This is a genomic window from Pseudomonas sp. Pme6b (assembly GCF_058129925.1).
Genome location: NZ_CM176704.1, coordinates 1,468,070 through 1,492,294, shown reverse-complemented (window position 1 = coordinate 1,492,294; position 24,225 = coordinate 1,468,070). Strand labels below are relative to the sequence as shown.

At 57.3% G+C, this 24,225-nt stretch carries 20 protein-coding genes and 1 pseudogene; 11 read left to right on the top strand and 10 right to left on the bottom strand.

Annotated features, from left to right (window positions below):
- Window positions 1-40: 40 nt before the first annotated feature.
- Window positions 41-940: a LysR family transcriptional regulator ArgP gene (locus AC4ANE_RS06765; protein WP_002555005.1), complete on the bottom strand. Its 900-nt coding sequence runs from the start codon at window positions 938-940 to the stop codon at window positions 41-43.
- Between the two features lie 94 nt (window positions 941-1,034).
- Between AC4ANE_RS06765 and AC4ANE_RS06760 the strand changes: the two genes are divergently transcribed.
- The 7 genes and pseudogenes from AC4ANE_RS06760 to AC4ANE_RS06730 all read left to right on the top strand — a co-directional run bounded on the left by AC4ANE_RS06760 (window position 1,035) and on the right by AC4ANE_RS06730 (window position 11,972).
- A complete protein-coding gene (locus tag AC4ANE_RS06760; RefSeq protein WP_031597534.1) occupies window positions 1,035-1,637 on the top strand; it encodes a LysE/ArgO family amino acid transporter in 603 nt (200 codons plus the stop codon).
- 192 nt (window positions 1,638-1,829) lie between these two features.
- Complete coding sequence (gene sodB, locus AC4ANE_RS06755; protein ID WP_002555007.1) at window positions 1,830-2,411, top strand: superoxide dismutase [Fe]; 582 nt, start codon at window positions 1,830-1,832, stop codon at window positions 2,409-2,411.
- A gap of 387 nt (window positions 2,412-2,798) precedes the next feature.
- Window positions 2,799-4,851: pseudogene (locus AC4ANE_RS06750) on the top strand (putative bifunctional diguanylate cyclase/phosphodiesterase).
- A gap of 169 nt (window positions 4,852-5,020) precedes the next feature.
- Window positions 5,021-6,379 carry an imelysin family protein gene (locus AC4ANE_RS06745; RefSeq protein ID WP_002555009.1) on the top strand — a complete coding sequence of 453 codons (1,359 nt, stop codon included), beginning with the start codon at window positions 5,021-5,023 and terminating at the stop codon, window positions 6,377-6,379.
- 199 nt (window positions 6,380-6,578) lie between these two features.
- Entirely contained in the window at window positions 6,579-7,466 is an 888-nt protein-coding gene (locus AC4ANE_RS06740) for a DUF4123 domain-containing protein (protein ID WP_031597530.1), read from the top strand.
- The gene (locus AC4ANE_RS06735; protein WP_002555011.1) at window positions 7,463-10,930 is read left to right on the top strand and encodes a toxin VasX; all 3,468 of its coding nucleotides are present in this window, start codon (window positions 7,463-7,465) and stop codon (window positions 10,928-10,930) included. The genes AC4ANE_RS06740 and AC4ANE_RS06735 overlap by 4 nt, the downstream gene beginning before the upstream one ends.
- A gap of 352 nt (window positions 10,931-11,282) precedes the next feature.
- Complete coding sequence (locus AC4ANE_RS06730) at window positions 11,283-11,972, top strand: DUF6708 domain-containing protein (protein WP_306102558.1); 690 nt, start codon at window positions 11,283-11,285, stop codon at window positions 11,970-11,972.
- Between the two features lie 43 nt (window positions 11,973-12,015).
- Here the strand turns inward: AC4ANE_RS06730 and AC4ANE_RS06725 are convergent, their stop codons facing one another.
- Window positions 12,016-12,645, bottom strand: a complete 630-nt coding sequence (locus tag AC4ANE_RS06725) for a pyridoxamine 5'-phosphate oxidase family protein (protein ID WP_002555012.1) — start codon at window positions 12,643-12,645, stop codon at window positions 12,016-12,018.
- Between the two features lie 206 nt (window positions 12,646-12,851).
- On the opposite strand from AC4ANE_RS06725, the gene AC4ANE_RS06720 reads away from it, so the two are divergent.
- The 3 genes from AC4ANE_RS06720 (at window position 12,852) to AC4ANE_RS06710 (ending at window position 16,545) form a co-directional block, all read left to right on the top strand.
- Window positions 12,852-14,279, top strand: a complete 1,428-nt coding sequence (locus AC4ANE_RS06720) for a di-heme oxidoreductase family protein (RefSeq protein ID WP_002555013.1) — start codon at window positions 12,852-12,854, stop codon at window positions 14,277-14,279.
- A 78-nt stretch (window positions 14,280-14,357) separates the two neighbouring features.
- Window positions 14,358-15,422, top strand: a complete 1,065-nt coding sequence (locus AC4ANE_RS06715) for an imelysin family protein (RefSeq protein ID WP_031594997.1) — start codon at window positions 14,358-14,360, stop codon at window positions 15,420-15,422.
- 16 nt (window positions 15,423-15,438) lie between these two features.
- Entirely contained in the window at window positions 15,439-16,545 is a 1,107-nt protein-coding gene (locus AC4ANE_RS06710) for a DUF1513 domain-containing protein (RefSeq protein ID WP_002555015.1), read from the top strand.
- Window positions 16,546-16,569: 24 nt separating this feature from the next.
- On the opposite strand, the gene AC4ANE_RS06705 is transcribed toward AC4ANE_RS06710, so the two are convergent.
- The 5 genes from AC4ANE_RS06705 to colR form a co-directional block, all read right to left on the bottom strand.
- Window positions 16,570-16,797 (bottom strand): hypothetical protein, encoded by a 228-nt coding sequence (locus AC4ANE_RS06705; protein WP_002555016.1) that lies wholly within the window; start codon window positions 16,795-16,797, stop codon window positions 16,570-16,572.
- Window positions 16,794-17,516 (bottom strand): lipopolysaccharide kinase InaA family protein, encoded by a 723-nt coding sequence (locus AC4ANE_RS06700; RefSeq protein ID WP_002555017.1) that lies wholly within the window; start codon window positions 17,514-17,516, stop codon window positions 16,794-16,796. Before AC4ANE_RS06700 ends, AC4ANE_RS06705 begins: the two co-directional genes overlap by 4 nt.
- A 4-nt stretch (window positions 17,517-17,520) precedes the next feature.
- Window positions 17,521-18,201, bottom strand: coding sequence for a class I SAM-dependent methyltransferase (locus AC4ANE_RS06695; protein WP_002555018.1), 681 nt, complete (start codon window positions 18,199-18,201; stop codon window positions 17,521-17,523).
- Between the two features lie 200 nt (window positions 18,202-18,401).
- Window positions 18,402-19,691 carry a sensor histidine kinase gene (locus AC4ANE_RS06690; RefSeq protein ID WP_002555019.1) on the bottom strand — a complete coding sequence of 430 codons (1,290 nt, stop codon included), beginning with the start codon at window positions 19,689-19,691 and terminating at the stop codon, window positions 18,402-18,404.
- The gene (colR, locus tag AC4ANE_RS06685; protein WP_002555020.1) at window positions 19,681-20,364 is read right to left on the bottom strand and encodes a two-component system response regulator ColR; all 684 of its coding nucleotides are present in this window, start codon (window positions 20,362-20,364) and stop codon (window positions 19,681-19,683) included. The genes AC4ANE_RS06690 and colR overlap by 11 nt, the downstream gene beginning before the upstream one ends.
- Window positions 20,365-20,541: 177 nt before the next feature.
- Between colR and AC4ANE_RS06680 the strand changes: the two genes are divergently transcribed.
- Entirely contained in the window at window positions 20,542-21,282 is a 741-nt protein-coding gene (locus tag AC4ANE_RS06680; RefSeq protein ID WP_002555021.1) for a phosphatase PAP2 family protein, read from the top strand.
- Window positions 21,283-21,362: 80 nt separating this feature from the next.
- Here AC4ANE_RS06680 and groL read toward each other — a convergent pair whose 3' ends face one another.
- The 3 genes from groL to AC4ANE_RS06665 all read right to left on the bottom strand — a co-directional run bounded on the left by groL (window position 21,363) and on the right by AC4ANE_RS06665 (window position 24,098).
- The gene (groL, locus tag AC4ANE_RS06675) at window positions 21,363-23,006 is read right to left on the bottom strand and encodes a chaperonin GroEL (RefSeq protein ID WP_002555022.1); all 1,644 of its coding nucleotides are present in this window, start codon (window positions 23,004-23,006) and stop codon (window positions 21,363-21,365) included.
- Window positions 23,007-23,055: 49 nt separating this feature from the next.
- A complete protein-coding gene (locus tag AC4ANE_RS06670; RefSeq protein ID WP_002555023.1) occupies window positions 23,056-23,349 on the bottom strand; it encodes a co-chaperone GroES in 294 nt (97 codons plus the stop codon).
- A gap of 254 nt (window positions 23,350-23,603) precedes the next feature.
- Window positions 23,604-24,098, bottom strand: a complete 495-nt coding sequence (locus AC4ANE_RS06665) for an FxsA family protein (RefSeq protein WP_002555024.1) — start codon at window positions 24,096-24,098, stop codon at window positions 23,604-23,606.
- Window positions 24,099-24,225 lie beyond the last annotated feature (127 nt).

Sequence of the window (24,225 nt, the reverse complement as noted above, 5' to 3'; positions counted from 1 at the left end):
AAACCCTGCCTGCATGGATTACACATGATCATGTTGACGATCATTCCTCGCTCAGCGGCACCAGCCAATCGGCCGAATGTTGCGCAAGATGTTCGGTAAGCTGCGTCAAGAGCTGCCCGCCATTGCGCCAATGGTGCCAGTACAACGGCACATCGATGCAGCGCTCCGGCAGCAATTCAAGCAGGGTGCCGCTGCGCAATTGGTCGCGCACCTGCAACTCGGGCGCCAGGCCCCAGCCCATCCCGGCCTCGATCATACGTATGAAACCTTCGGACGACGGGCACAAATGATGCTCGAAGCCGTCCTGAACGCCAAGAAGTGCCAGATAACGATGCTGCAAAAGGTCGTCCGGCCCGTACACCAGTGCTGCCGATCTGGCCAGATTTGCCGGGCTCACGCCGTGCGGAAAATGGCGGGCGATGAATGAAGGACTGGCCAGCGCCCGATAGCGCATGGCCCCCAGCAACTGGCTGCGCGCCCCGGCCACCGGACGCTCGCTGCCACACAGGCAGGCCGCGACCTCGCCTGCACGCATGCGCTTGAGCCCTACGTCCTGATCTTCGACAACCAGATCCAGCAACAGTCGGTGTTCCGTGCAAAACGCGCCGATGGCCGGTGCCCACCAGGTCGCCAGACTGTCGGCATTCAAGGCGATTCGCAGACGCTCGGGCATGCCCTCTTCATCCAGCGCCGGCACCTGACTCTGCAAGTCGCGCTCCAGCAAACGGACCTGCTGTACATGATTGAGCAGGCGGCGTCCGATGTCGGTCGGGCTCGGTGGCGTCGCGCGCACCAGCACCGGCAGACCAATGCGTGCCTCCAGCAATTTGATGCGCTGCGAAACCGCAGATTGAGACAGCCCCAGCACCTGAGCGGCACGCTCGAAACCGGCTTGCTCGATCACAGCCGCCAATGCAGATAACAATTTGTAGTCGAACATCAGTTTTCCTAATGAGCGATGAGTATTATTTGTTTTCCTTATAGCGCTCACCCTCTGAGAATGGCTACCTGAATCTGCTCAATGGAACATCCTCATGTGGCAAAGCTACCTCAATGGGCTGCTGATCGCGGCAGGCCTGATCATGGCTATCGGTACTCAAAATGCTTTTGTGCTGGCTCAGGGCCTGCGTCGTGAACATCATGTGGCCGTGGCGGTGCTGTGCATTGTCTGCGACGTCATTCTGGTGGCGGCAGGCGTCTTCGGACTGGCCAATGTGCTGGCGCAGAATCCGACGCTGCTGGCGGTGGCGCGCTGGGGCGGCGTGATATTCCTGAGCTGGTATGGCCTGCAGGCATTACGCCGCGCCTGCTCACGGCAGAGCCTGGAACACAGCGCAGCGGTTGGCAGAAAATCACTGCGCACCGTGTTGCTCAGCGCATTGGCCGTTACCTTGCTCAACCCGCATGTCTATCTGGACACCGTGCTGCTGATTGGCTCGCTCGGGGCACAACAGGACGTGCCGGGGGCGTACGTGGCCGGTGCTGCCAGCGCCTCGCTGCTGTGGTTCTCAAGCCTGGCACTAGGTGCGGCATGGCTCGCGCCCTGGCTGGCCCGCCCCGCCACATGGCGCATGCTGGACGTGATGATCGCCGTGATGATGTTCAGCGTGGCCTTTCAGTTGATCCGCTCAGCCTGACGGGTTTCATGACCTCGAGGTCAAACGCGTTGGAACCTCTATCCCACACAGTTGTTGCGTGGTTAAGCCGCAGACCCGGTGCTATGATCCGGGGTCTGCGCCGCAAAAGAGTAAAACTCCCGGTGCATGCTGTATCTGGCCGCCCGTGATCGGCCGTGCGACTACCGCAATTGACCTGAAAGGAGATAAACCATGGCTTTTGAATTGCCGCCACTGCCCTACGCCAAAGACGCTCTGGTGCCGCACATTTCTGCGGAGACTCTGGAATATCACCACGACAAGCACCACAACACCTACGTCGTGAACCTGAACAACCTGGTGCCAGGCACCGAGTTCGAAGGCAAGACCCTGGAAGAGATCATCAAGACCTCCTCGGGCGGTATCTTCAACAACGCCGCTCAGGTCTGGAACCACACGTTCTACTGGGAATGCCTGGCCCCTAACGCTGGCGGCGAGCCTACCGGCGCTCTGGCCGAGGCGATCAACACTGCATTCGGTTCCTTCGACAAGTTCAAGGAAGAGTTCAGCAAAACCTCCATCGGCACATTCGGCTCCGGCTGGGGCTGGCTGGTGAAGAAGGCTGACGGCTCTCTGGCTCTGGCCAGCACCATCGGTGCCGGCAACCCGCTGACCAGCGGCGACACCCCGCTGCTGACCTGCGATGTGTGGGAACACGCCTACTACATCGACTACCGCAATCTGCGTCCTAAGTACGTAGAAGCGTTCTGGAACCTGGTGAACTGGGACTTCGTGGCCAAGCAATTCGAAGCCTGATTCCAGCCTCATCGAAAAACCCGGCCTCGCGCCGGGTTTTTTATGCTCCAGGTTTACACCTGTAGTCTTTCCAGATTCGTGTTTAATAAACGGCGTCAGACTTCGACCTGCCAGTCAGGTGAACAGCAAATGTTTTTTCGCCTGCCGCTGTTACTTTGTGTATTGTCAGAAACGCTAGCTGACTCGCATCACGACGTAATTCTTTACAGTGTTCTGCTCAAGTTACCCACCTGGCCACCCGACACACGCAGGTGGCTTGGGCCAGTAGGTGCAAGGAACGCGAAGATCAGCCAGACGCACCGTTTCTGACCACGTCACGACGGGCGGATCTGGCTTTTCGAGGGTCATGGGGCGATATGTCCTCCGACACGAACTAAGGAACGGCCATTGAAGCTGGAACTCAAGAATAGCCTTTCGGTAAAGTTGCTGCGCGTCGTACTGCTTTCGGCGCTGCTGGTAGGCGTCGTACTAAGCTGTGCGCAAATCGTTTTCGACGCCTACAAGACGCGTCAGGCCGTGGCGAACGATGCCGAACGAATTCTCGGAATGTTCCGCGATCCCTCCACGCAGGCCGTTTACAGCCTGGACCGCGAAATGGGCATGCAGGTCATCGAAGGCCTGTTTTCAGGACGACGCGGTACGCATGGCATCGATAGGACACCCCAACGAAAGCCTGCTCGCAGAAAAAGACCGCCCGCTGAAAAGCTCTCCAACCCGCTGGCTGACAGACCTTATCCTCGGCCAGGAGCGCAGCTTCACCACGCAACTGGTCGGTCGCAGCCCCTACAGCGAGTATTACGGCGACCTGCGTATCACGCTGGACACTGCCAATTACGGCGAAAGCTTTCTGGTCAATGCCGCAATCATCTTCATCGCTGGTGTATTGCGTGCATTGGCAATGGGGCTGGTGTTGTACCTGGTCTATCACTGGTTGCTGACCAGGCCACTGTCGAAAATCATCGAACATCTGATCGCGATCAACCCCGACCGCCCCAGCGAACACCAATTGCCACTGCTCAAAGGCCACGAGAAAAACGAACTGGGGATTTGGGTCAATACCGCCAACCAGCTGCTGGCCTCCATCGAGCGCCACACTTATCTGCGCCACGAGGCGGAGAACAATCTGCAGCGCATGGCGCAATACGATTTCCTGACCGGCCTGCCCAACCGGCTTCAGTTGCAGATCGGTCTGGACAGAATTCTCGAAGATGCGGGGCGTCAGCAGCACCGGGTCGCGATTCTCTGCGTTGGCCTGGATGACTTCAAAGGTATCAACGAACAGTTCAGCTATCAGGCAGGCGATCAACTGTTACTCGCGCTGGCTGACCGGCTACGCGCCCACAGCGGGCGACTCGGCGCTCTGGCGCGATTGGGCGGCGATCAGTTTGCACTGGTGCAGGCCAAAATCGAGCAACCCTATGAGGCAGCAGAGCTGGCGCAGAATATTCTGGATGAGCTGGAGGCCCCGTTTATAGTCGGTGAACAGCAGATCCGCTTACGAGCGACCATTGGCATCACGCTATTTCCCGAAGACGGCGACAACACCGAGAAACTGCTGCAAAAAGCTGAACAGACCATGACGCTGGCCAAAGCCCGCTCGCGTAACCGGTATCAGTTCTACATCGCCAGCGTCGACAGCGAAATGCGCCGCCGTCGTGAACTCGAAAAAGATCTGCGCGAAGCCTTGCCGGGCAATCAGTTGTACCTGGTCTATCAGCCGCAGATCAGCTATCGCGATCACCGCATCGTCGGCGTGGAAGCCTTGATCCGCTGGCAACATCCAGAGCATGGTCTGGTGCCGCCGGATGTATTCATCCCGTTGGCCGAGCAGAATGGCACCATCATCGCCATCGGCGAATGGGTGCTTGATCAGGCCTGCCGCCAGTTACGCGAATGGCTTGATCAAGGCTTCACCGACTTGCGCATGGCGGTCAACCTGTCGACCGTGCAACTGCACCACGCGGAACTGCCGCGCGTGGTCAACAACCTGTTGCAGATCTACCGCCTGCCACCGCGTAGCCTGGAACTGGAAGTGACCGAAACCGGCCTGATGGAAGATATCAATACCGCCGCCCAGCACCTGCTGAGCCTGCGACGCTCCGGCGCCTTGATCGCCATCGATGATTTCGGTACCGGTTACTCTTCACTGAGTTATCTGAAAAGCCTGCCGCTGGACAAGATCAAGATCGACCGGAGTTTCGTTCAGGACCTGATTGACGACGACGATGACGCCACCATCGTGCGGGCCATTATCCAGCTGGGTAAAAGCCTTGGCATGCAGGTCATCGCCGAGGGTGTGGAGACGCTCGAGCAGGAAGCCTATATCGTCACCCAGGGCTGTCACGAAGGCCAGGGCTACCTGTACAGCAAGCCGCTGCCCGGTCGGGAATTGCTGGCCTACCTGAAACAGTCGAGAGAGCATAACGCCGCCAGCCTTTGAACGGCAGTGCTCTTTCGAGCCATCTTGAAACCGACTGTTACAACCTGCTGAATACCTGAACACGACCGCAAAGGCGTTTTGCCTTTACATCGAATGCAAATCTTTCGCATCATGTCGCAGATTTTCTGGGCGCACCCCGCCATCAACTTTATCGACGCAGGATTCCGTCATGATTCGTATGCCTCTGGCAACCGCTAGTCTGTTGGCCATCGCTATCTCTCTCGCCGGTTGTGGCGAAGGCAAGGACAAGGCTGCCGCCCCGGCACCCGCGCCAGCCGCTGCTCCTGCGACTCCCGCGGCGACGCCTGCTGCCCCTGCTCCGGCCGCAGCCTCCCAGACTGACGACGCGGCGGCCAAGGCTGTGGTCGCGAATTACGCCAACATGGTGTCTGCGGTGTTCGACGACGCCGAAGCTGGTGCGAAAAAACTGAGCACCGCCGTCGACGCATTCCTGGCAAAACCCAACGATGAAACTTTGAAAGCCGCACGGGATGCGTGGGTAGCTGCGCGTGTGCCTTACATGCAGAGCGAAGTCTTCCGCTTCGGCAACACCATCATCGACGACTGGGAAGGACAGGTTAACGCCTGGCCCCTGGACGAAGGCCTGATCGACTATGTCGCCAAGGATTACCAGCACGCGCTGGGCAACCCTGGCGCGACTGCCAATATCATCGCCAACACCGAAATTCAGGTCGGCGAAGACAAGGTCGACGTGAAGGAAATCACCTCCGAAAAACTTGCCAGCCTGAACGAGCTGGGCGGCTCCGAAGCGAACGTTGCTACCGGCTACCACGCCATTGAATTTCTGCTGTGGGGCCAGGACCTGAACGGCACCGGTCCTGGTGCCGGGGCTCGTCCAGCCAGTGACTACCTTGAAGGCGCCGGTGCGACCGGCGGCCACAACGACCGCCGCCGCGCCTACCTCAAGGCCGTTACCGATCTGCTGGTCAGCGATCTGGAAGAAATGTCCGGCAACTGGAAGGCCGGCGTTGCCGACAACTACCGTGCCACGCTGGAAGCCGAATCCGGCGAAAGCGGTCTGCGCAAAATGCTCTTCGGCATGGGCAGCCTGTCGCTAGGTGAACTGGCGGGCGAGCGTATGAAAGTCGCACTGGAAGCCAACTCCAGCGAAGACGAACACGACTGCTTCAGCGACAACACGCACAACTCGCACTTCTACAACGGCAAGGGTATTCGCAACGTTTACCTGGGCGAATATACGCGCACCGATGGCAGCAAAGTCAGCGGCCCGAGCCTTTCGTCTCTGGTTGCCAAGGTAGACCCTGCCACCGACGCCACCTTGCGCGCCGATCTGGACGACACCCAGGCCAAGCTACAGGTCATCGTTGATCACGCCAACAAGGGTGAGCACTTCGACCAGTTGATCGCTGCCGGCAACACGGCAGGCAATCAAGTGGTGCGTGACGCCATTGCTGCGCTGGTCAAACAGACGGGGGCTATCGAACAGGCCGCTGGCAAGCTCGGCATCACCGACCTGAACCCGGACAACGCTGATCACGAGTTCTGACAGGTACTGTTTGCGGTAACAACCAATGCCGGTCAGTTCGCTGACCGGCATTTTTTATGCCTGACCGATATGCGCATCAGGTCTGGCCAGCGATATTTCGGCGATCTTTGTAGGGCCTTTCCCAAAGTCATTTCTGCGTATTGAAAACGTTTCCCATACCGCCGAATATCCGCGCCCCTTGCCCCATCAAAGCGCGCACATGTTTGAATTTGAATCAGGCCCTGGCGGTCTGTCATGGTCGAAAAACGCTTATCTGCTGCTCAACGCCATCAATCTCCCACAGTTGAGAAGAAAGCTTTTCGAGTGGAATCCAGCGCCGATCTGCGCGCTGCTTTTTCTGCAAACCCGCTTCAGCGAATTACTGGATCACTCGCCCGCCCTGGTTCAGATCGACGGCCCACACGACCCGACTTTTTCAAATTTTTTGACTTGCGCGCGCGAAGAATGGGGTCTGCTGCTGTTCAGCGACGCCGACCACAAGACAGTGGCTGATCACCTGCGCTGGCTGGTGTTCGTTGATAAACCAACAGGCAGGGCCTGCCACTTGAACCTTTCCGACCCGCCTGTCGCCAACGCGCTGTTCGGGCTTCATCCGGAGCACACCGACAATAGGCTGTTTGGCCCTATCGACAGCGTTTATGCAGTAGATGTCATTACTGAACACTGGGTCCAGCACGAGCGCCGTGGGGAGCCAGCCGGTCATGACAAAACTGTTCTGTATCGGATGAACGACCGGCAGATGGAGGCCATGAATGACGTCGCGTTTCGCCTGATCGTGATCAGTCTTGACCAGCACTTGCGCACATTTTTTCCGGCCTACCTCACATCCACGGGTTTGAAGTCGCGATACAGCCATGTGCATGCGCTGGCCGTCACAGCCTATGAAGCAGGCTTCAACAGCGAAGCGGATATTTTCCACTACGCCAACGTCACCTGCTTTCTGGCTACCCAGCCGGTCGAGTCGCATCTCGATATCAGATCGCTGATGAATGAAAAGTCCTCATTGACGCCATCCCGGCGTATTCAACAGGCCAACTGGCTGGCAGTGAAACGCAGTCGCGAACCGCACGGAGCAACCCGGCCATGAGTCGCAAGACACTTTCCCCTGTGGACAAAGCCTATTGGGAGTCCAGAGCAAAAAGCCATATTGATGCCCGCAACAGTACGAGCAACTGCCCGTTGATGGGCACCAAAGTCCAGCTATTGCCACTGCGTTACGGCCGCGTGGAACGGCTTCATAACCTGCCGGATACCTCGGGTTACAGAGACTTGAAACGACCGCTCGGCTTGCGCCTGGTGCGTGACGGCTATCTGTATGTGATTGATGAAAGCAGTGGTTACCTGCATGAGTATCGCCTAGACAACGGCGTGCCGACCAAACTGCTCTGGCAGGACCGGGAAGTCGCTCAGGATGTCAGGCAGACCACAATTGGCGAGCACACCCTGATCTTTGCCCGCGATACAACATTGCATGTTGCCTATGCCGAACTGCAATGGACCGCCGCCAAATGCACCCATGTGCTGGCCAGCGCTGCAGACCGTTTCTATTTCATGCAAAAAGTGAATCTGGCTGCAGCCGATTGCCAGCAAGGCGGTGTCCACCTTCGCGTCGAACAGCAGGTCAGAGAGCAACTTGCCGAGCTCGCCGAGTTGCCGGCACAGCAATGCACTACACCCGAGATGCCCGAAGGAGAACGCCAGGACTATGTCTGGGAGCATCTGCCACTGTTTCGCGAGGCGCACATCGGCGAGTTGAAAAATACACTCAACCCGTTCTACGAACTGAATCACCTGTATCTGGTGCTCGACGACAGCATCGGCATTCTGCGTGACCTTGCGCAGGAGCAGGACGAGGTAGTGGGCTGGCTCAACCAGTGGCGTGAGCGCAACAACAATGAAATGCGTTACATCACCGCCAGCTACATTGACACACTGATGAGCGTTGGCGAAAACACTGCCCGGCAGACAAGCCCTGACTCGAAACTGCTGAAGAACACAACGCCCGAACAACGCACGCGCATTTACGATTACCTGAATGCGCGCAATGACTGGCATCGGGAACACCATCAAGGGCCTGTGCCAGCCACTACTTCAGCGGGGCAGTATTCCGCCATGCGCGGGGGTGCGCACGCCGAGCGGCCGCAAACCAGGTTTGCCAGACTCGACGTGGAAAACAAGCACTCACAGATGGTGCTCATACTTGGCAAACCACTCCATGAAGAACTGAAAGACGACATTGAAGCGCTGGAAGAGAACAGCCAAGGCACGCTAAATGGTGTGGGCCTCGGCTCACGAGGTATTTACGACCTTGTTCGTCACCAGGAAATGCAAGCCTATCTGACTCAGGAGCGCTCGCACCTTCAACGCTGGACGCAGCGCCTGGACGATATCACCCATGATCGCGTGCGCCTGTTCACTCAAGGGGAGCTCTTTCGAAGTGCCTGGTACTTCGACCCAGACCATCCCGACCAGTTGAAAAGCGCCTTGGCGATGGAGCTCAACTGCACCCGCGACCTGTGCCGCACCGACGAAAGCCTGCGCAGGGTCAGCGACTACTTTCACGACAACCCCCACTACATTCTGCCGGTGTTCTACGGGCGTCTGGACATGGACTTTCTGCGCGCCAAATCAGGCAGCCTGCTCAAGTGGCTGGATGATATTCACAACTTCAGCGACGGACTGGCCGATGCGCAAAGGCGCGTCGCTGATATCAGCCACATCATGGGCAATCACTGGACCAACAGTCTGAACCTGGCCCCCGCCGCCCTACCCTTTCATCAAGCCGTCAATGCCAGTTACATCCCGGCCGTCGCCCTGCACCTGGAGCGCTGGCTGATTGAAATGCAAAAGCAGTTGAACAGCCCGCAGCTACGCCAACACCTGGATAACTTCAGCAAGGCAAGCAATCGAGCACAACGACTGGGCATGCTGGTGGCGCTGCAACAGGAAGCCGTCACCCTGAGAGTTGCAAACGAAACCGACGTGACAAAATTTCGCGACAACTTCGTGCGCTTGAATCAGCTGCTTGCTACCGAAGACGACCTCATCAGAGAGCGCAACCGCCTCACCAAACTTATCAACCGCCGCACACTGACAGCGGATCAACATCAAGGTCTGCTTTACGAAAGGCAATACACCAACAAACGGCTGCTGCAGACCCGCAACACGCGCGACGCGCTGCGCCGAGACCTGGAAAAAGCCATTACCCCGACCGGTAACCCGCACAACGGCGCGATTGGCGTTCGACTGGATATCACTGACCCGCAACTGCACGCGCTCAATGCCGAAATTGACAGGCTGCGTGCTGGTGCGTTTGGGGGGTATGCGACTCAGGGGGCGGCTGCAGCGGCGTTGAAGGGTAGTTTCTTTCCTTTACTGGCGGTGTATTTACAGGTTGGGAATCTGGGGGAGGCTTGGAGTGTTTGGAAAGCATCAAAGGGAAATAGATCTGTAAAAGAAAACTTTATATGGGCAAGTACACTATCTTCAGTTGCCTCAGCCTCTATTTCAGTATTCCAAGCTGTATATCTAGCGATGACCAGCGAAGCTTTTAAGGCAATAACCGAAAACAGTTCCGAAACAAGAGGTATGCTGTTCGGAGTTCGTATGGGACAGTGGGGCATGGGGTTAGGAGCTATCATTGCCCCCTTAAGCCTCGTAGGTGCCGCAGGAACAACTTGGAATAACGTTGAAAAGTGGAAGAGCGGTTTGATAAGCGGCAACTCTGGAGAAAAGTCAGGTGCTTTCACCGCAATGAGCGGCGATATTGGAGGAACCGGAATTAGTGCTGTGTTGACAGGGCATGCAGGCAAAGAGCTGATAGGCTTTCTAAAAGACATTTACCCTGAAACCGGAGATGCCAGGAAGAAGGCCGCAAGCATTGCTTGGGCAACCCGTGGATCACGCTTTCTGCAGCTTTCGATGCGACTTACTCCATGGGGACTTATTTTCACAGCCCTGCAACTTGGCGGTGAAGCACTTTACAACTACTCGAACCTGGACGAAGAGCAGCGATGGCTACTCCATTGTCTATGGGGTAACGAGCCCCTGGGTTGGGACTGGAGCACGCACTCACAAAAACTTGCCGAGACTACTCTGCTGCCCACGGTTCTCGATCAAGGCATTAGCAGGTGCCAGCTGGATGGACAAGCTGTACGCAGCCTGCATCTGATATTACCGGGACTTACCGAGTCCAGCTTTGACGACACTTCCTTGCGCTGGTTGGCCGAGTTAATAGAAGCCCCCCATAGGCAGGATGTCAGCAAAGGACTTCGCCAAGGACTGTCCGTTGCCTCTGCATCACCTTTGACACTGGCGCTGGAGATCCCCGAGGACTGGCAGGGACATAACGTACTGCTGTTATTGCGGCTCGCCGTCAAACCGGCATTAGCCAACACTTACCTGAAAGCGGATCAGGGATACCTGAATTACCGTATTCCACTGAGCATGGGCTCACTAAGCAAACCCATCCATGCATCGTCAAGCGTTACCGACGAGGGTATGACATTACCTGTTTTACCTATCGAGAGAGACCATCTTTTTGAATTCTAGCAAATACGAGCAATCTCCATGTGCAGGCGATACAGAGCATGAGGCCGACACAGAAGTCTTCTACCTTGCACCACGTCCCTTGCCTACCGGGGTATCGGCGTCAAACTTACAGAACGTCGACAGAATGGCTGCCGACACTTATCTAGACTTCCATTTGACCTCTGCGTCACTGGAGTTCGCAGTGCGCTGCTACACGGCTTCAGTAGCAAGCATTATCATGATGTTCCTTTTGACCGGCATTGGTACAGGCATTGCCGAATATTTTATTTCCAACACCCCCATTCTTGAAACAGCAATACCTTTCATTTTTCCCAATTGGGCTCTGTGGCTGTTTGTGTTCCTTCTGGCATCAATGTATGGCTACTTTTTCTTCAAGGCAGTGTACCAACTCACCAGCACGCCCCCCATCCGCTTCAACCGTCAGCGCCGCGAGGTGGCCTATGTCGCCAAGCATGGCCAACCGCCCCGGTTTATCCCTTGGGAAGAAATAATTGCCTGCGTCAGCAGCACAGTTGCAACGCAATACGGCACTCAGCAGAAATTCGCTCTGATGATCGGCTTCGTAGACGCCTCGGACGGCCAGGTGATGTGGCTCACGTTGCCTACTTCCACGCTTGGTATGGCAGTCAGCGAGTGGGAAGCGATCCGCGCCTACATGGAAGAAGGCCCGAGCGCCCTGCGAAAGTCCATGATGGGCACTGACCTAGAGGAAGGCACTGTGGAGTTTTTCCACATGTGTCGCCGTGACTACCTGCTTGACCACGGCTGCTTGCGCTACCTGTTCGGCTTTCTGCTGATCCAGTTTTTCAGCGGCTGGACTTTGCCCTGCCACGTCGCCAGTTGGGTCAAGCGACTGCCGAAAACGGCATTTCCAAAAGCAGTACAAGACTGGTCCAAACCCCTACCCCGCGAACAATGGCAAGCCCCCAGCGCCGAACTGATCGCGCAAAGCGAAGAAGTTCGCAAAATCCTGCGCAAGGGCATGAGTATCTTTGACTACTTTCTTGAGAAGGAAAGAAATCAGAACAAAACCGGTAGCTGATCGAGCCATGACCACAAGAAGCGCAATACGGTATCAGCCATGATCAATACAACGTATCCGCAATGCGTCCCGGCAAAGCCTTGTCATAGGCGTCACCGTCGATCTGCTCGGCCGAAACCGCTTTTAGTATTTGCCCGGCAGTCGGCAGCGTGCTGCGTTCGATATGCCGGGTTGCATCCCATAAACCGGACCTGATGGTTGCCCTGCTGCATTGGAAGTACACGCTGGTCACGAAGATGCGCAGCACTGACCTGGGCAGTTGGCCGTTCACCTCGAAACGCGACAACAGTTCGGGCTGAACCGATATCTGCGCTGTTCCGTTGACCCGCAAGGTCTCACCTACTCCTGGTACGAGGAACAGCAACGCGACGCGTGGGTCGCTGATGATATTGCGCAGGGTATCGATGCGGTTGTTGCCGCGCCGGTCAGGCAGATAAAGCGTCTTGCTGTCCTCGATATGCACGAAGCCCGCCTGATCACCACGCGGGGACGCATCAAGGCCGTCAGGCCCGGCAGAGGCCAGCACAACAAAGGGTGCCGACTCGATGAAGGGCCGGTAAACCGCGTGAATATGGTCAACTTCCTTGATCATGGAAGGAGGAGCAATCGGGCCATAGAGCGCTTCCAGCGTCTCGATTGTGGTCACGAGCGCGCTGTTTTCCGGGTTATCCATTGATGTGGCCTCTGCTGGGCATGTTGTCTGTGTGTGCTGTCAACTTCGACATGTGCAGCATAGGCAAAAATGCCGGGACCGGACCAGCCTCAGAGATTCGTAACAACGCATTACGTCAGAGCGGGCAAACGATAATCCCTCTTATTCAAACCGCACGAGGCTGATAAGCTTGCACGCCCCGATTTTCGCCTCGTTGCAGGATGTGTATGAGTACGCGGCTCCGTCTATCCCTCGCCTTGCTTACGACTCTGGCCGTGAGTGCATGCGATGACGCCCCGCGTTTCACTCATGCCGAGCCGGGAGAAGCCTTGTCCGGAGGCAGTGCGACGGTCAGGAAGAGCGATCAAAATGCCTTTTCCATGCCCTCGGCCAACTTGTCGCCCGTGCGGCGGCTGGACTTCAGTGTCGGCAACAGTTTTTTCCGCAGTCCGTGGGTGATTGCGCCATCGACCACGACCGCTCGCGACGGGCTTGGGCCGTTGTTCAACACCAACGCTTGCCAGAACTGCCACATCAAGGACGGTCGTGGTCATCCGCCAGAAACTGGCGACAGCAACGCCGTGTCGATGCTGGTCAGGCTGTCGATTCCTGATGACCCGGCCTACGCCGATCTTGTGCAGCGCAATGGCGTGCTGCCTGAGCCGACTTACGGTGGGCAGTTGCAGGACATGTCGAACCCCGGCGTGGCCCCCGAGGGCAAGGTGCGGGTCGAGTACGATGCGCTGGCGGTCGAGTTTCGCGATGGCACCTCAGTCGAGCTGCGCCAGCCGACCCTCCGAATCACCCAGTTGGGTTACGGACCAATGCACCCCGATACCCACATCTCGGCGCGCATAGCCCCGCCGATGATCGGGCTGGGGTTGCTTGAGGCGATTGCCGATGAAGCAATTCTTGCCAATGCCGACCCGGATGACAAGAACGCCGATGGCATATCGGGACGCCCAAACTGGGTCTGGGACGATGCACAGCAAAAAGTCGTCATGGGCCGATTCGGCTGGAAAGCCGGGCAACCCAACCTGAATCAGCAGAACGTGCACGCTTTTTCCGGCGACATGGGGCTGACTACCAGCCTGCGCCGCTTTGATGACTGCACGCCAGCCCAGACCGACTGCCTGGCAGCGCCCAACGGCAATGGCCCGAACGGCGAGCCGGAGGTCAGCGACAACATCCTGCGTCTGGTGGAGTTCTACACACGCAACCTGGGGGTTCCGGCACGCCGCAAGGTCGATGACCCTCGGGTGCTGGCGGGCAAGAATCTGTTTTTTCAGGCGGGTTGCCAGCAATGCCACACGCCCTCGTTCAAGACTCGTAGCGACGCCGTCGAACCTGAGCTGGCCAATCAGGATATTCGCCCTTACAGCGATTTGCTGCTGCACGACATGGGCGAAGGGCTGGCCGATAACCGTACCGAGTTCCAGGCCACTGGCCGCGAGTGGCGCACGCCCCCACTGTGGGGGCTGGGCCTGACCGGAACGGTGAGCGGGCACACCCAACTGTTGCACGATGGTCGCGCCCGCAATGTACTTGAGGCGATACTGTGGCATGGCGGCGAAGCCCAGGCAGCGCAGCGGCAGGTTCTTGCATTTGACGCGCAACAGCGTGAAGCGCTGTTGGCGTTTCTGAATTCGTTATGATTGCTCCCATTCCAGAATCGTCTCGTTCAACATTATTTTTTCAAAATCATCTTTCGAAAATAAAATAAGGAGCCGGACATGTTCCGACCCAAGTTGTTGCTGACCAGCCTTGCGGCGCTTGCATTGGGTGCCTGCTCGCCATCCGACCCTCAGGCGGTCACGTCCGCAGCCATTGCCAGACAGGTAATCCTGCCGACCTACAGCCGTTGGGTCGATGCTGATCGTCAGTTGGCAACCAGCGCACTGGCGTTCTGTCAGGGCAAGACTGATCTGGCCACAGCACGCGCCGACTTTCTCAAGGCGCAGAAGACCTGGGCCGAGCTGCAACCGCTGCTGATCGGCCCTCTGGCCGAGGGCAATCGCGCCTGGCAAATACAGTTCTGGCCAGACAAGAAGAACCTGGTTGGCCGGCAGGTCGAGCAACTGGTGACGGCACAGCCGCAGATCACTGCTCAGGAGCTGTCCAAGGCCAGCGTCGTGGTGCAAGGTTTGTCCGCTTACGAATACATTCTGTTCGACGCGGAAATCGACATGGCCAATACCGAACAGAAAGCCCGCTACTGCCCGCTGCTGATGGCAATCGGCGAGCGTCAAAAGCAGCTTGCCGAGGAAATCCTCAGCAGCTGGAACAGTACCGACGGCATGCTTGCGCAACTGAGCAAATTCCCCAACCAGCGCTACGCCGATTCTCATGAAGCCATCGCCGAACTGCTGCGGGTTCAGGTCACGGCCCTCGACAGTCTGAAGAAGAAACTGGGCACGCCACTGGGTCGCCAGAGCAAGGGCCAGCCGCAACCCTTCCAGGCAGATGCATGGCGCAGCAAATCGTCGCTCAGCAGCCTGGAAGCCAGCCTGATCAGCGCCGAAACGGTCTGGACCGGTGTCGACAACAAGGGCCTGCGCAGCTTGCTGCCAGCCGAGCAGAAACCGCTGGCTGACAAAATCGATGCGGCCTACGCTACCAGCCGCAAATTACTGTCGGAACTCAAGCCGCCACTCGCCGACCTGCTGGCCACCGAAACAGGACGTCAGCAACTCAATGCGTTCTACGACAGCCTCAATGCGGTGCACCGCCTGCACGAAGGCGAGCTGGCCAAGGCATTGGGCATACAGTTGGGCTTCAACGCCAACGACGGCGATTGATCAAGAGGTACACGTGATGTTGCGACGTCAGGCCATGGCCCTCGGCAGTCTCTTGCTCAGCGCTTTCACGCTGGGCGGCTGGACGCTGTTCAGGCAAAAAGACGCACCCCCTCTGCTGCTCTCCGCTCGCGACGATGGCGAAGGCAAACACTACGCGGTGGGTTTCCATCTCGACGGAACGCAGGTATTTGCCACCCAGGTGGGCCAGCGCTGCCACGACATCATCAATCATCCCGACCTGCCGATTGCAGTGTTCATCGCACGTCGTCCAGGTACTGAAAGCTATCTGATCGATTTGCGCGATGGCCGCTTGCTGCAAACCATCGCTTCGCAGCCGAATCGACACTTCTATGGTCATGCGGTGATTCACCGCGATGGCGAATGGCTATATGCGACGGAAAACGACACCCTTGACCCAGGCCGAGGGCTACTGGGCGTCTATCGATTCGTTGATCAGCGACTGGTGCACTCGGCTGAAATTCCTACGCACGGTATCGGTCCGCATCAGGTTTCGTGGATGCCGGATGGCGAAACGCTGGTAGTCGCGAACGGCGGTATTCGCACCGAAGCGGAAAGCCGGGTAGAGATGAACCTGAATGCCATGCAGCCCAGCCTGGTGATCATGCAGCGTGACGGTACATTGCTGAGCAAGGAGACTCTTTCCCAGCAGATGAACAGCGTGCGTCACATGGGCATCGCCAGCGACGGCACCATCGTGGCAGGCCAGCAGTTCATGGGCGACAGCCACGAAGTAGCCGAGTTGCTGGCAATCAAACGGCCGGGGCAGCCCTTTCAGGCCTTTCCGGTGGCAGAAGAACAACTGCGGGCGATGGCTCATTACACTGCAAGCGTTGCAGTGCACAGTGATCTGCGCCTGGTAGCCCTGACAGCGCCGCGTGGCAACCGGTTCTTTATCTGGGATCTGGACAGCGGTGCATTGAAGCTGGATGCGCCGCTACCGGACTGCGCAGGCGTGGGTGCGGTAGCCGATGGGTTTGTCGTGACTTCGGGCCAAGGGCGTTGCCGCTTCTATGATTGTCGCAAAGCGCAACTGCTGGCCAAACCGCTGGACCTGCCAGCAGGGCTGTGGGACAACCACCTTCATCTGGCTCAAGCAGGATAGTCAGAAGTCAGGCAGCAAAGCGCCTCAGTTCCTGACCCCAGCCCCTTGCGCCAGGCTGTACATGAACAGCAACAGGTCATGATCAGGCTGCACGCTCACCAGACTCTTGGCCACACGCGGCAACGGGCAATATCCCTCGCCGTGCTGTGTCGTGAGTATCTGGGTAGACGGTTGTTCAAGCGCTGCCACTGCGACGGTGGCAATTGCCAATGCACCGAAGATAAACAGACCTCTTGCCATTTCTAGCTTCATGACTCTAAACCTTTGATAGAGCTGCCAAACGCTGCTTGATAAAAGTAGATCAACTTTTGCCAGTCTGCAGCGCTGAATGACGAATGGCGTCGTAGCTGTTTCATATCATGCTGGGCCGCCCCTTGCGCTGTCAGGCGGCGCCGGCCTTTTTCGAGGTCCAGCAAGGCAACCTCGACTTTGGCATCCGGCCCCTCACCGGTCACACGTACAAATATGTGCTTGATATACAGGCAGCTATGCTGCCAGCGGCCAAGGTGCATGCGGGCCAGGGTGGCCGCCACTTCCTTGAGCACGAGCTCATAGAACAGCTCGCCATGCCGCTCGCGTCCTCCGCCAGCCTGCCACTTTTCTATCTCTTCGAAACCTTCCAGCGCAACCGTGACCAGCAATGCCCGCCAGGCATTGTCCTCGCCACGCTCGGCACCACAAAACACCACTTCCGGCACGACTACGCCAAGCTTGCGCAGACCTTCAAGCGCTTCACGCTCACGCAATACAGTCGGTCGCCCCAAAGGGTGCAGCAAACTGCGGTATATATGCCCTGTCTGACGCTTGGCATAAAGCGTTTGCCCGTTGTCCATCGTGAGCCGCTGTACACCACTTTCTCCACCTCGACGGGAATTGGGTTCTTCAACCCATTCGCCGTGCTGACTCCAGAAATGGTTGAACTCATCCTGCACCGAGTTCACAACTGGCTCTTTCAAGGACTGCAAACCCATCTGTTTACCTTTTACGTAAGACGTAGACACGCCACATGGCGTACATCGGCAGAAAATCCATCCGGTTCTGGATACGAAATCCTGCCTGTTCAAATTCGGATTCTGCGGTAGCAACCGGTAACACAAAACGATTCTGGTAACTTTCCTGCCCGTTTTTCTGCAGGCGCTGTTTCTCAAGGCGTGCACGCTTCCATGCTTTGAAATTGCCATCGACCCACAATGAGACAATCACACTGTCACGGGTTACGCGCTGGAACTCACGCAATAGAGCCATCCGGTCGCTTGATTGGCCGACATGGTGCAGCAGGCGCATGCAGAAGATGCTGTCTACTGCGTTATCAGGCAGGTCGATGTCAAAGGCAGATGTCTGCAAAGGTTGTACCCTTTTTACAACTTCTGCCGGCTGTGATGCACAAGCGGTACTGAGCATGTCTGCGGAGTTGTCAGCACCGATGATCGAGCGGTTCGGTTTCTCGGCCAACAATGGCCAGAAACGCCCCGCACCGCAAGGCAGGTCCAGCACCAGGCCAGGGTCACCGGCTAGGTGAAGCGCTTTTCTCGCCAGTTGTTCATCGCGATGATGCGACAACTTGCGCCAAAGACCGTCCTGATGCTTTTCAAGGTACTGACGAGCATGCGACTTGTCGTACTTGCGGGAAAACTCGAGTTCTATACGGTCGCTCATGGGAGCCGCTCCTGACGTTGATGCGGGCCAAACTAAAGGCACCGCTGTCACTGTCAGGTCATCTGAATGTGAAAATATTGTTACCTTTGTACTTCAGATGTTTCGAGATTTTACAGAGAGTTAAACGCCAAGTGTGACTCATCGACGAAGTGCGGTCGATTTACCGCCACACACTGAGGTGGATTTGCTCAAAATGAACGTCAGGTTTTGTTCAGGTTCAGTGTCACTTCGAACCGGCAACCGTGCGGCTCCATGGGCGTGAGATCGACGCTCCATCCCTGGTTGGCGCAGATGCGCTGCACCAGTGACAAACCAAGGCCCAGGCCTTCCCCGCGCTGCTCATTGCCACGCACAAATGGCTCGAACATGGCCTCGCGTTTTTCCTCTGGAATACCGACGCCACTGTCTTCCACGGTGAAACTTTCGGCGTGCAGGGTCAGCGCAATGAATCCGTAATCGGTGTAGTGCAGCGCGTTGCGCAGCAAGTTGCCCATCACGGCATGGAGGAAGGTCGCGTTGTAACGAATTTCGGACAGCTGGTCATCGGCAGGTGGCGTGTAGGTCAGTTGCAGCCCCTTGCCTTCTATTGGATCACGCCATTGAGAGATCAACTGTTCAGCCACCCCGACCAGCGTGGCCTTGGGCGTCATGGCCGGATCCTCACGCTGTGTGCGGGCGAGCATGAGGAACGTTTGCACCAGATCACGCATCTCCTCGCAGGCGCGGCCAATACGCTCGACCTGACGACGCCCTCGCAGGTCGAGCGCAGGGTTTTCCAGCAGCAGCTCGCAGGAGCTGGCCAGCACCATCAACGGGGTGCGCAACTCATGACTCACGTCACTGGTGAACATGCGTTCACGAATCAACGCTTGCCTCAGACGCCCCAGCGTTGCATCGAACGCCACCGCCAGCTCGCCGACCTCATCAGCGGCGTAGTCAGGCGCCAGTGGCGGTGCCAGCCCCAGCAACTGGTCACGGTGACGAACCTGCCTGGCCAAACGCACTACCGGCGCCATCACCCGGCGGGCCAATACCCAGCCGAGAAATACCGCCAGTGCCAACGCCAGAACAAAACCAACCAGCACGACCGCGAACAGGACCCGCTCACGCTCTTCAAAATCGCTCTGATCCTGAAGCAGAGCGTAATGCCGACCGTCCACCACCTCGATCATGGCGTGGTACGACAGTGGCCCACGGAAGACCTCATGAAAACCGGGTTCAAGGTGCCGAAGGTCTTTGGGCAGATCGAAATCGCCCGGACCGTTGCTGAAGTAGAACAACTGATCGGGCTTGGGCCGGTGGCTCCAGTCACTGACACTGTCCATCAGCATCAGGCGATTAAGATCGCCGCCGAGGCCGGCAGAAATCAGTTTTTCTTCGACCAGATGGACCGTGGAGATGATTCCGATGGCGAAAGACCCGGCGACCAGTGCGCTCATCAATGCAAAGGCAATTATGATCCGTTGGGCAAGACTCTGTTTAAACTCCATCCCGGCCCTCGGCCAAGCGATAGCCCACACCGTGCACGGTCTGCAACAGCGGTTTGCCGAACGGTTTGTCGATCACCTGACGCAACTGATGCACATGGCTGCGCAGGCTGTCGCTGTCCGGGCAGTCGTCGCCCCACAGAGCCTCTTCCAGAATCTCGCGGCGCAATACATGCGGGCTTTTCTGCATCAGGACGGCGAGCAGTTTGAGCCCGACCGGGTTGAGCTTGAGCATCCGGCCTTCACGCGTAACCTCAAGGGTGTCGAGGTCATAGACCAGATCGGCCACCTGCAAGGTACGCCGTCCGCCGCCCTGGGCACGGCGCAACACCGCTTCGATGCGCGCGGCCAGTTCGGACAGGGCGAACGGCTTGAGCAGGTAGTCATCAGCGCCAGAGCGGAAGCCTTGCAGACGGTCGTCCAGTTGATCGCGTGCGGTCAGCATGATGACCGGGGTATCACGACGGGCATCTTCGCGCAGACGCTTGCACAGCGTGTAGCCGTCGATGCCCGGCAGCATGATGTCGAGGACAATCAGGTCATAGTGCTCGGTGGCTGCCAGGTGCAGTCCTGAGAGGCCATCCTGAGCGCAGTCGACGGTATAGCCTTTCATGCCCAGGTAATCGGCCATGTTCGCCAGGATGTCGCGGTTGTCTTCAACCAGAAGAATTCGCATAACGCACTCTCATATGCAGTTTGGGCTGGCGCAGCTTAAGACGAAGTGAGCTTCAGGGCCAGCGCCGATATGGTATGACGATTTTTTCACCTATGATTTACAAAGCACATGACACACTTTGAGACAAACCGTCGCACACAATGAACGCGGCATGCCTTTCACCGATCTGGATTCGATATGTCGAAAACCGTCGCCCCACCCTACTCTCGCCCAATCAATCCGTGGATTTATCTGGGTATCCCCGCTGTTGTCGCGCTGATCCTCGTACTCCTTGAGCTGACTTCGCTGGACATGGACATCGCCAGGCTTGCCTTCGATCCCGTCAGTGGGCAATTCATTGGCAGGCACAGCTATTTTCTGGAAGACGTCCTTCACGACCGCGCCAAACAACTGGTGATGGTTTTCGGCGTACTGGCCATGATCGGCTTTGCTGCGTCGTTCAAGGTAGAACGTCTGATCCCCTGGCGCAGAGAACTGGGTTGTCTGGTGTTGTCCATGGCGCTTTCAACCGCCTTCGTGACGCCAGTAAAAGTGATGACCTCGGTGCAATGCCCCTGGAGCCTCACCGAGTTCGGCGGCCAGGAAACCTACAGCGAATTGTTGAGCCCGCGCCCTGCCACCGACAAGCCAGGGCGTTGCTGGCCAGGTGGTCATGCAGCCACCGGTTTTACCCTGTTTGCCCTGTTCTTCGCCTTGCGCGACCGCCGCCCGAGAATGGCGAAAATGGGGCTGGCCCTGGCCTTCGGTTTGGGAACAGTGTTCTCTATCGGCCGAATGCTGCAAGGCGCGCACTTCTTTTCCCATAACATCTGGACTGCAGTGTTTTGCTGGTTGATCTGTCTGGGGGTTTACTACTTTGTACTTTACCGCCCCGAACCCAAGGGCCTCGATAACAGCAAAGTACAACCGACGCACTGATTGATCCGGAACAGCAAGACAAAAAAACCCCGCACAAGGCGGGGTTCTTTATGGGTGTGGCTTTTCGGGGTAAAGCCGGCTTACATCATGCCGCCCATACCACCCATGCCGCCCATGTCCGGCATGCCGCCGCCTGCTGGCTTGTCTTCAGGCACGTCAGCGATCATCGCTTCGGTGGTGATCATCAAGCTGGCGATGGAGGACGCCGCCTGCAGAGCAGAGCGAGTCACTTTGGCCGGGTCCAGGATACCCATTTCAATCATGTCGCCGTATTCGCCGGAAGCAGCGTTGTAACCGAAGTTACCCGAACCCTGCTTGACCTTGTCGACAACAACGCTTGGCTCGTCACCGGAGTTGGCAACGATCTGGCGCAGAGGTGCTTCAACGGCGCGACGCAGCAGAGCAATACCGACGTCCTGATCAGCGTTGTCGCCTTTCAGACCTTCGATAGCTTGCAGGGAGCGAACCAGTGCTACGCCACCGCCAGGTACCACGCCTTCTTCGACGGCTGCGCGGGTTGCGTGCAGGGCGTCTTCAACGCGGGCTTTCTTCTCTTTCATTTCAACTTCGGAACCGGCACCGACCTTGATCACTGCAACGCCGCCAGACAGCTTGGCCAGACGCTCTTGCAGTTTTTCCTTGTCGTAGTCCGAGCTGGTGTCGCCGATTTGCTGACGGATCTGGGAGATACGCGAGTCGATATCGGTTTTGACGCCAGCACCATCGATGATGGTGGTGTTTTCTTTGTTCAGGATGACGCGCTTGGCATTACCCAGGTGTTCCAGGGTAGTGGTTTCCAGGCTCAGGCCGATCTCTTCGGAGATAACGGTACCGCCGGTCAGAACAGCGATGTCCTGCAGCATGGCCTTGCGACGATCGCCGAAACCTGGAGCCTTGACAGCTGCAACTTTCACGATACCGCGCATGTTGTTGACAACCAGAGTTGCCAGCGCTTCGCCTTCAACGTCTTCAGCGACGATCAGCAGAGGACGGCCAGCCTTGGCGACTGCTTCCAGAACCGGCAGCATTTCGCGAATGTTGGAGATCTTCTTGTCGACCAGCAACAGCAGCGGGCTGTCCAGCTCGGCAACCATGGTGTCTGGCTTGTTGATGAAGTACGGAGACAGGTAACCGCGGTCAAACTGCATGCCTTCTACAACAGACAGCTCGTTTTCCAGGCCCGAACCTTCTTCAACGGTGATAACGCCGTCTTTGGTCACTTTTTCCATGGCTTCGGCAATGATGTCGCCGATGGAGTGATCAGAGTTGGCCGAAATGGTGCCGACCTGAGCAATTGCCTTGGTGTCGGTGCAAGGCTTGGACAGCTTCTTCAGCTCTGCAACGATGGCGATGGTCGCCTTGTCGATGCCGCGCTTGAGGTCCATCGGGTTCATGCCGGCAGCGACAGCCTTCAGGCCTTCGTTGACGATAGCCTGAGCCAGAACGGTAGCGGTGGTAGTACCGTCACCGGCGTCATCGTTGGCACGGGAGGCAACGTCTTTGACCAGCTGCGCGCCCATGTTTTCGAAACGGTCTTTAAGCTCGATTTCCTTGGCAACCGACACACCGTCTTTGGTGATCAGCGGAGCGCCAAAGCTTTTCTCGATGATAACGTTACGGCCTTTAGGGCCCAGGGTCGCTTTAACTGCGTCAGCCAGGACGTTTACACCGGCGAGCATTTTTTTGCGGCCAGAATCGCCGAATTTAACTTCTTTAGCAGCCATGATCATTATTCCTTGAATACTTTGTAGTAACGGAAATCAGCGGGAGCACTCAGCCTTCGACGACAGCAAGAATCTCGTTCTCGCTCATCACCAGCAGGTCTTCGCCGTCTCCTTTCACTGTGTTGCTGCCGGAATAAGGGCCGAACACAACCTTGTCACCCACTTTCACAGCCAGCGCACGTACTTCGCCGTTGTCCAGCACGCGGCCGGTACCCACAGCAACGATCTCGCCGCGGTTAGGCTTTTCAGCAGCCGAACCTGGCAGAACGATACCGCCGGCAGTTTTCGTTTCTTCTTCACTGCGACGGATTACGACGCGGTCATGCAGAGGACGAAGCTTCATTGTCGATCTCCTGATTATGTTTGTTTGATCGTCCGGTGAGTGCACCGGCCGGTTTAAATCCGGACTTGCCGGTTACGGTTCGACGCGCGAACCGCAGAATACGGTCTGGCCTTCATGCCAGAAACCTTGCGGTGACCCATACATAAGGGCGAGCAAAGTGATTACAAGTCTTGGGCAAAAAAATTTTACAGCCCAATTGCCACCCCAAAACGAGCGCGGCACCCGAAGGTGCCGCGCTGCCGGGGGTGTAACGGCTACTTGTCGCGATGTTCGAACTCGCCTTCGATCACATCCGGCTCGCGGGTCGGCTGGTGAATGGCATTCGGGCGATGGCTGGCAGGTCCCTGATTGGCCTGAGTCTGCAGATCATCGGCGAAGGCGCGCTGACGCATAGCCTGATCCTCTGCACGGCGACGAACCTTGTTGATCAGCAAACGACGAGTAATCGGCAGCAGACAGATCACACCCAGAATGTCACTGATGAAGCCGGGCAACAGCAGTAGACCGCCACCGACGGCGACCATCAGGCCTTCAAGCATTTCCTGGGCAGGCAGCTCGCCACGCGCCAGGCTTTCGCGCGCACGCAGCGCCGTGGCAAAACCGGCTACCCGCATGACGAACAAGCCGAGCATGGACGTCGCGACGACCAGCAAGAAGGTCCAGAGAAAGCCGATGGACATCCCGACACGAACCAGCAGAAACAGCTCAAGTACCGGGAATAATAAAAACAGCAGCAAAAAAACACGCATCAAATGAGTTCCTCAAGGGAAGAATGCCTTCCGAGTAGACCGTATGTGATGTCAGAAGGTCGTTAATTCAAGCTCCCTGCGCTTGGGTAACAGCTCAATTATGCGCATAAGTCAGCTGAACCTGGGC

Coding starts and splice junctions, on each gene's coding strand:
- AC4ANE_RS06765 (WP_002555005.1), bottom strand. CDS start 940: ATGTTCGACTACAAATTGTTATCTGCATTGGCGGCTGTGATCGAGCAA.
- AC4ANE_RS06760 (WP_031597534.1), top strand. CDS start 1,035: ATGTGGCAAAGCTACCTCAATGGGCTGCTGATCGCGGCAGGCCTGATC.
- sodB (WP_002555007.1), top strand. CDS start 1,830: ATGGCTTTTGAATTGCCGCCACTGCCCTACGCCAAAGACGCTCTGGTG.
- AC4ANE_RS06745 (WP_002555009.1), top strand. CDS start 5,021: ATGATTCGTATGCCTCTGGCAACCGCTAGTCTGTTGGCCATCGCTATC.
- AC4ANE_RS06740 (WP_031597530.1), top strand. CDS start 6,579: ATGTTTGAATTTGAATCAGGCCCTGGCGGTCTGTCATGGTCGAAAAAC.
- AC4ANE_RS06735 (WP_002555011.1), top strand. CDS start 7,463: ATGAGTCGCAAGACACTTTCCCCTGTGGACAAAGCCTATTGGGAGTCC.
- AC4ANE_RS06730 (WP_306102558.1), top strand. CDS start 11,283: ATGTATGGCTACTTTTTCTTCAAGGCAGTGTACCAACTCACCAGCACG.
- AC4ANE_RS06725 (WP_002555012.1), bottom strand. CDS start 12,645: ATGGATAACCCGGAAAACAGCGCGCTCGTGACCACAATCGAGACGCTG.
- AC4ANE_RS06720 (WP_002555013.1), top strand. CDS start 12,852: ATGAGTACGCGGCTCCGTCTATCCCTCGCCTTGCTTACGACTCTGGCC.
- AC4ANE_RS06715 (WP_031594997.1), top strand. CDS start 14,358: ATGTTCCGACCCAAGTTGTTGCTGACCAGCCTTGCGGCGCTTGCATTG.
- AC4ANE_RS06710 (WP_002555015.1), top strand. CDS start 15,439: ATGTTGCGACGTCAGGCCATGGCCCTCGGCAGTCTCTTGCTCAGCGCT.
- AC4ANE_RS06705 (WP_002555016.1), bottom strand. CDS start 16,797: ATGAAGCTAGAAATGGCAAGAGGTCTGTTTATCTTCGGTGCATTGGCA.
- AC4ANE_RS06700 (WP_002555017.1), bottom strand. CDS start 17,516: ATGGGTTTGCAGTCCTTGAAAGAGCCAGTTGTGAACTCGGTGCAGGAT.
- AC4ANE_RS06695 (WP_002555018.1), bottom strand. CDS start 18,201: ATGAGCGACCGTATAGAACTCGAGTTTTCCCGCAAGTACGACAAGTCG.
- AC4ANE_RS06690 (WP_002555019.1), bottom strand. CDS start 19,691: ATGGAGTTTAAACAGAGTCTTGCCCAACGGATCATAATTGCCTTTGCA.
- colR (WP_002555020.1), bottom strand. CDS start 20,364: ATGCGAATTCTTCTGGTTGAAGACAACCGCGACATCCTGGCGAACATG.
- AC4ANE_RS06680 (WP_002555021.1), top strand. CDS start 20,542: ATGTCGAAAACCGTCGCCCCACCCTACTCTCGCCCAATCAATCCGTGG.
- groL (WP_002555022.1), bottom strand. CDS start 23,006: ATGGCTGCTAAAGAAGTTAAATTCGGCGATTCTGGCCGCAAAAAAATG.
- AC4ANE_RS06670 (WP_002555023.1), bottom strand. CDS start 23,349: ATGAAGCTTCGTCCTCTGCATGACCGCGTCGTAATCCGTCGCAGTGAA.
- AC4ANE_RS06665 (WP_002555024.1), bottom strand. CDS start 24,098: ATGCGTGTTTTTTTGCTGCTGTTTTTATTATTCCCGGTACTTGAGCTG.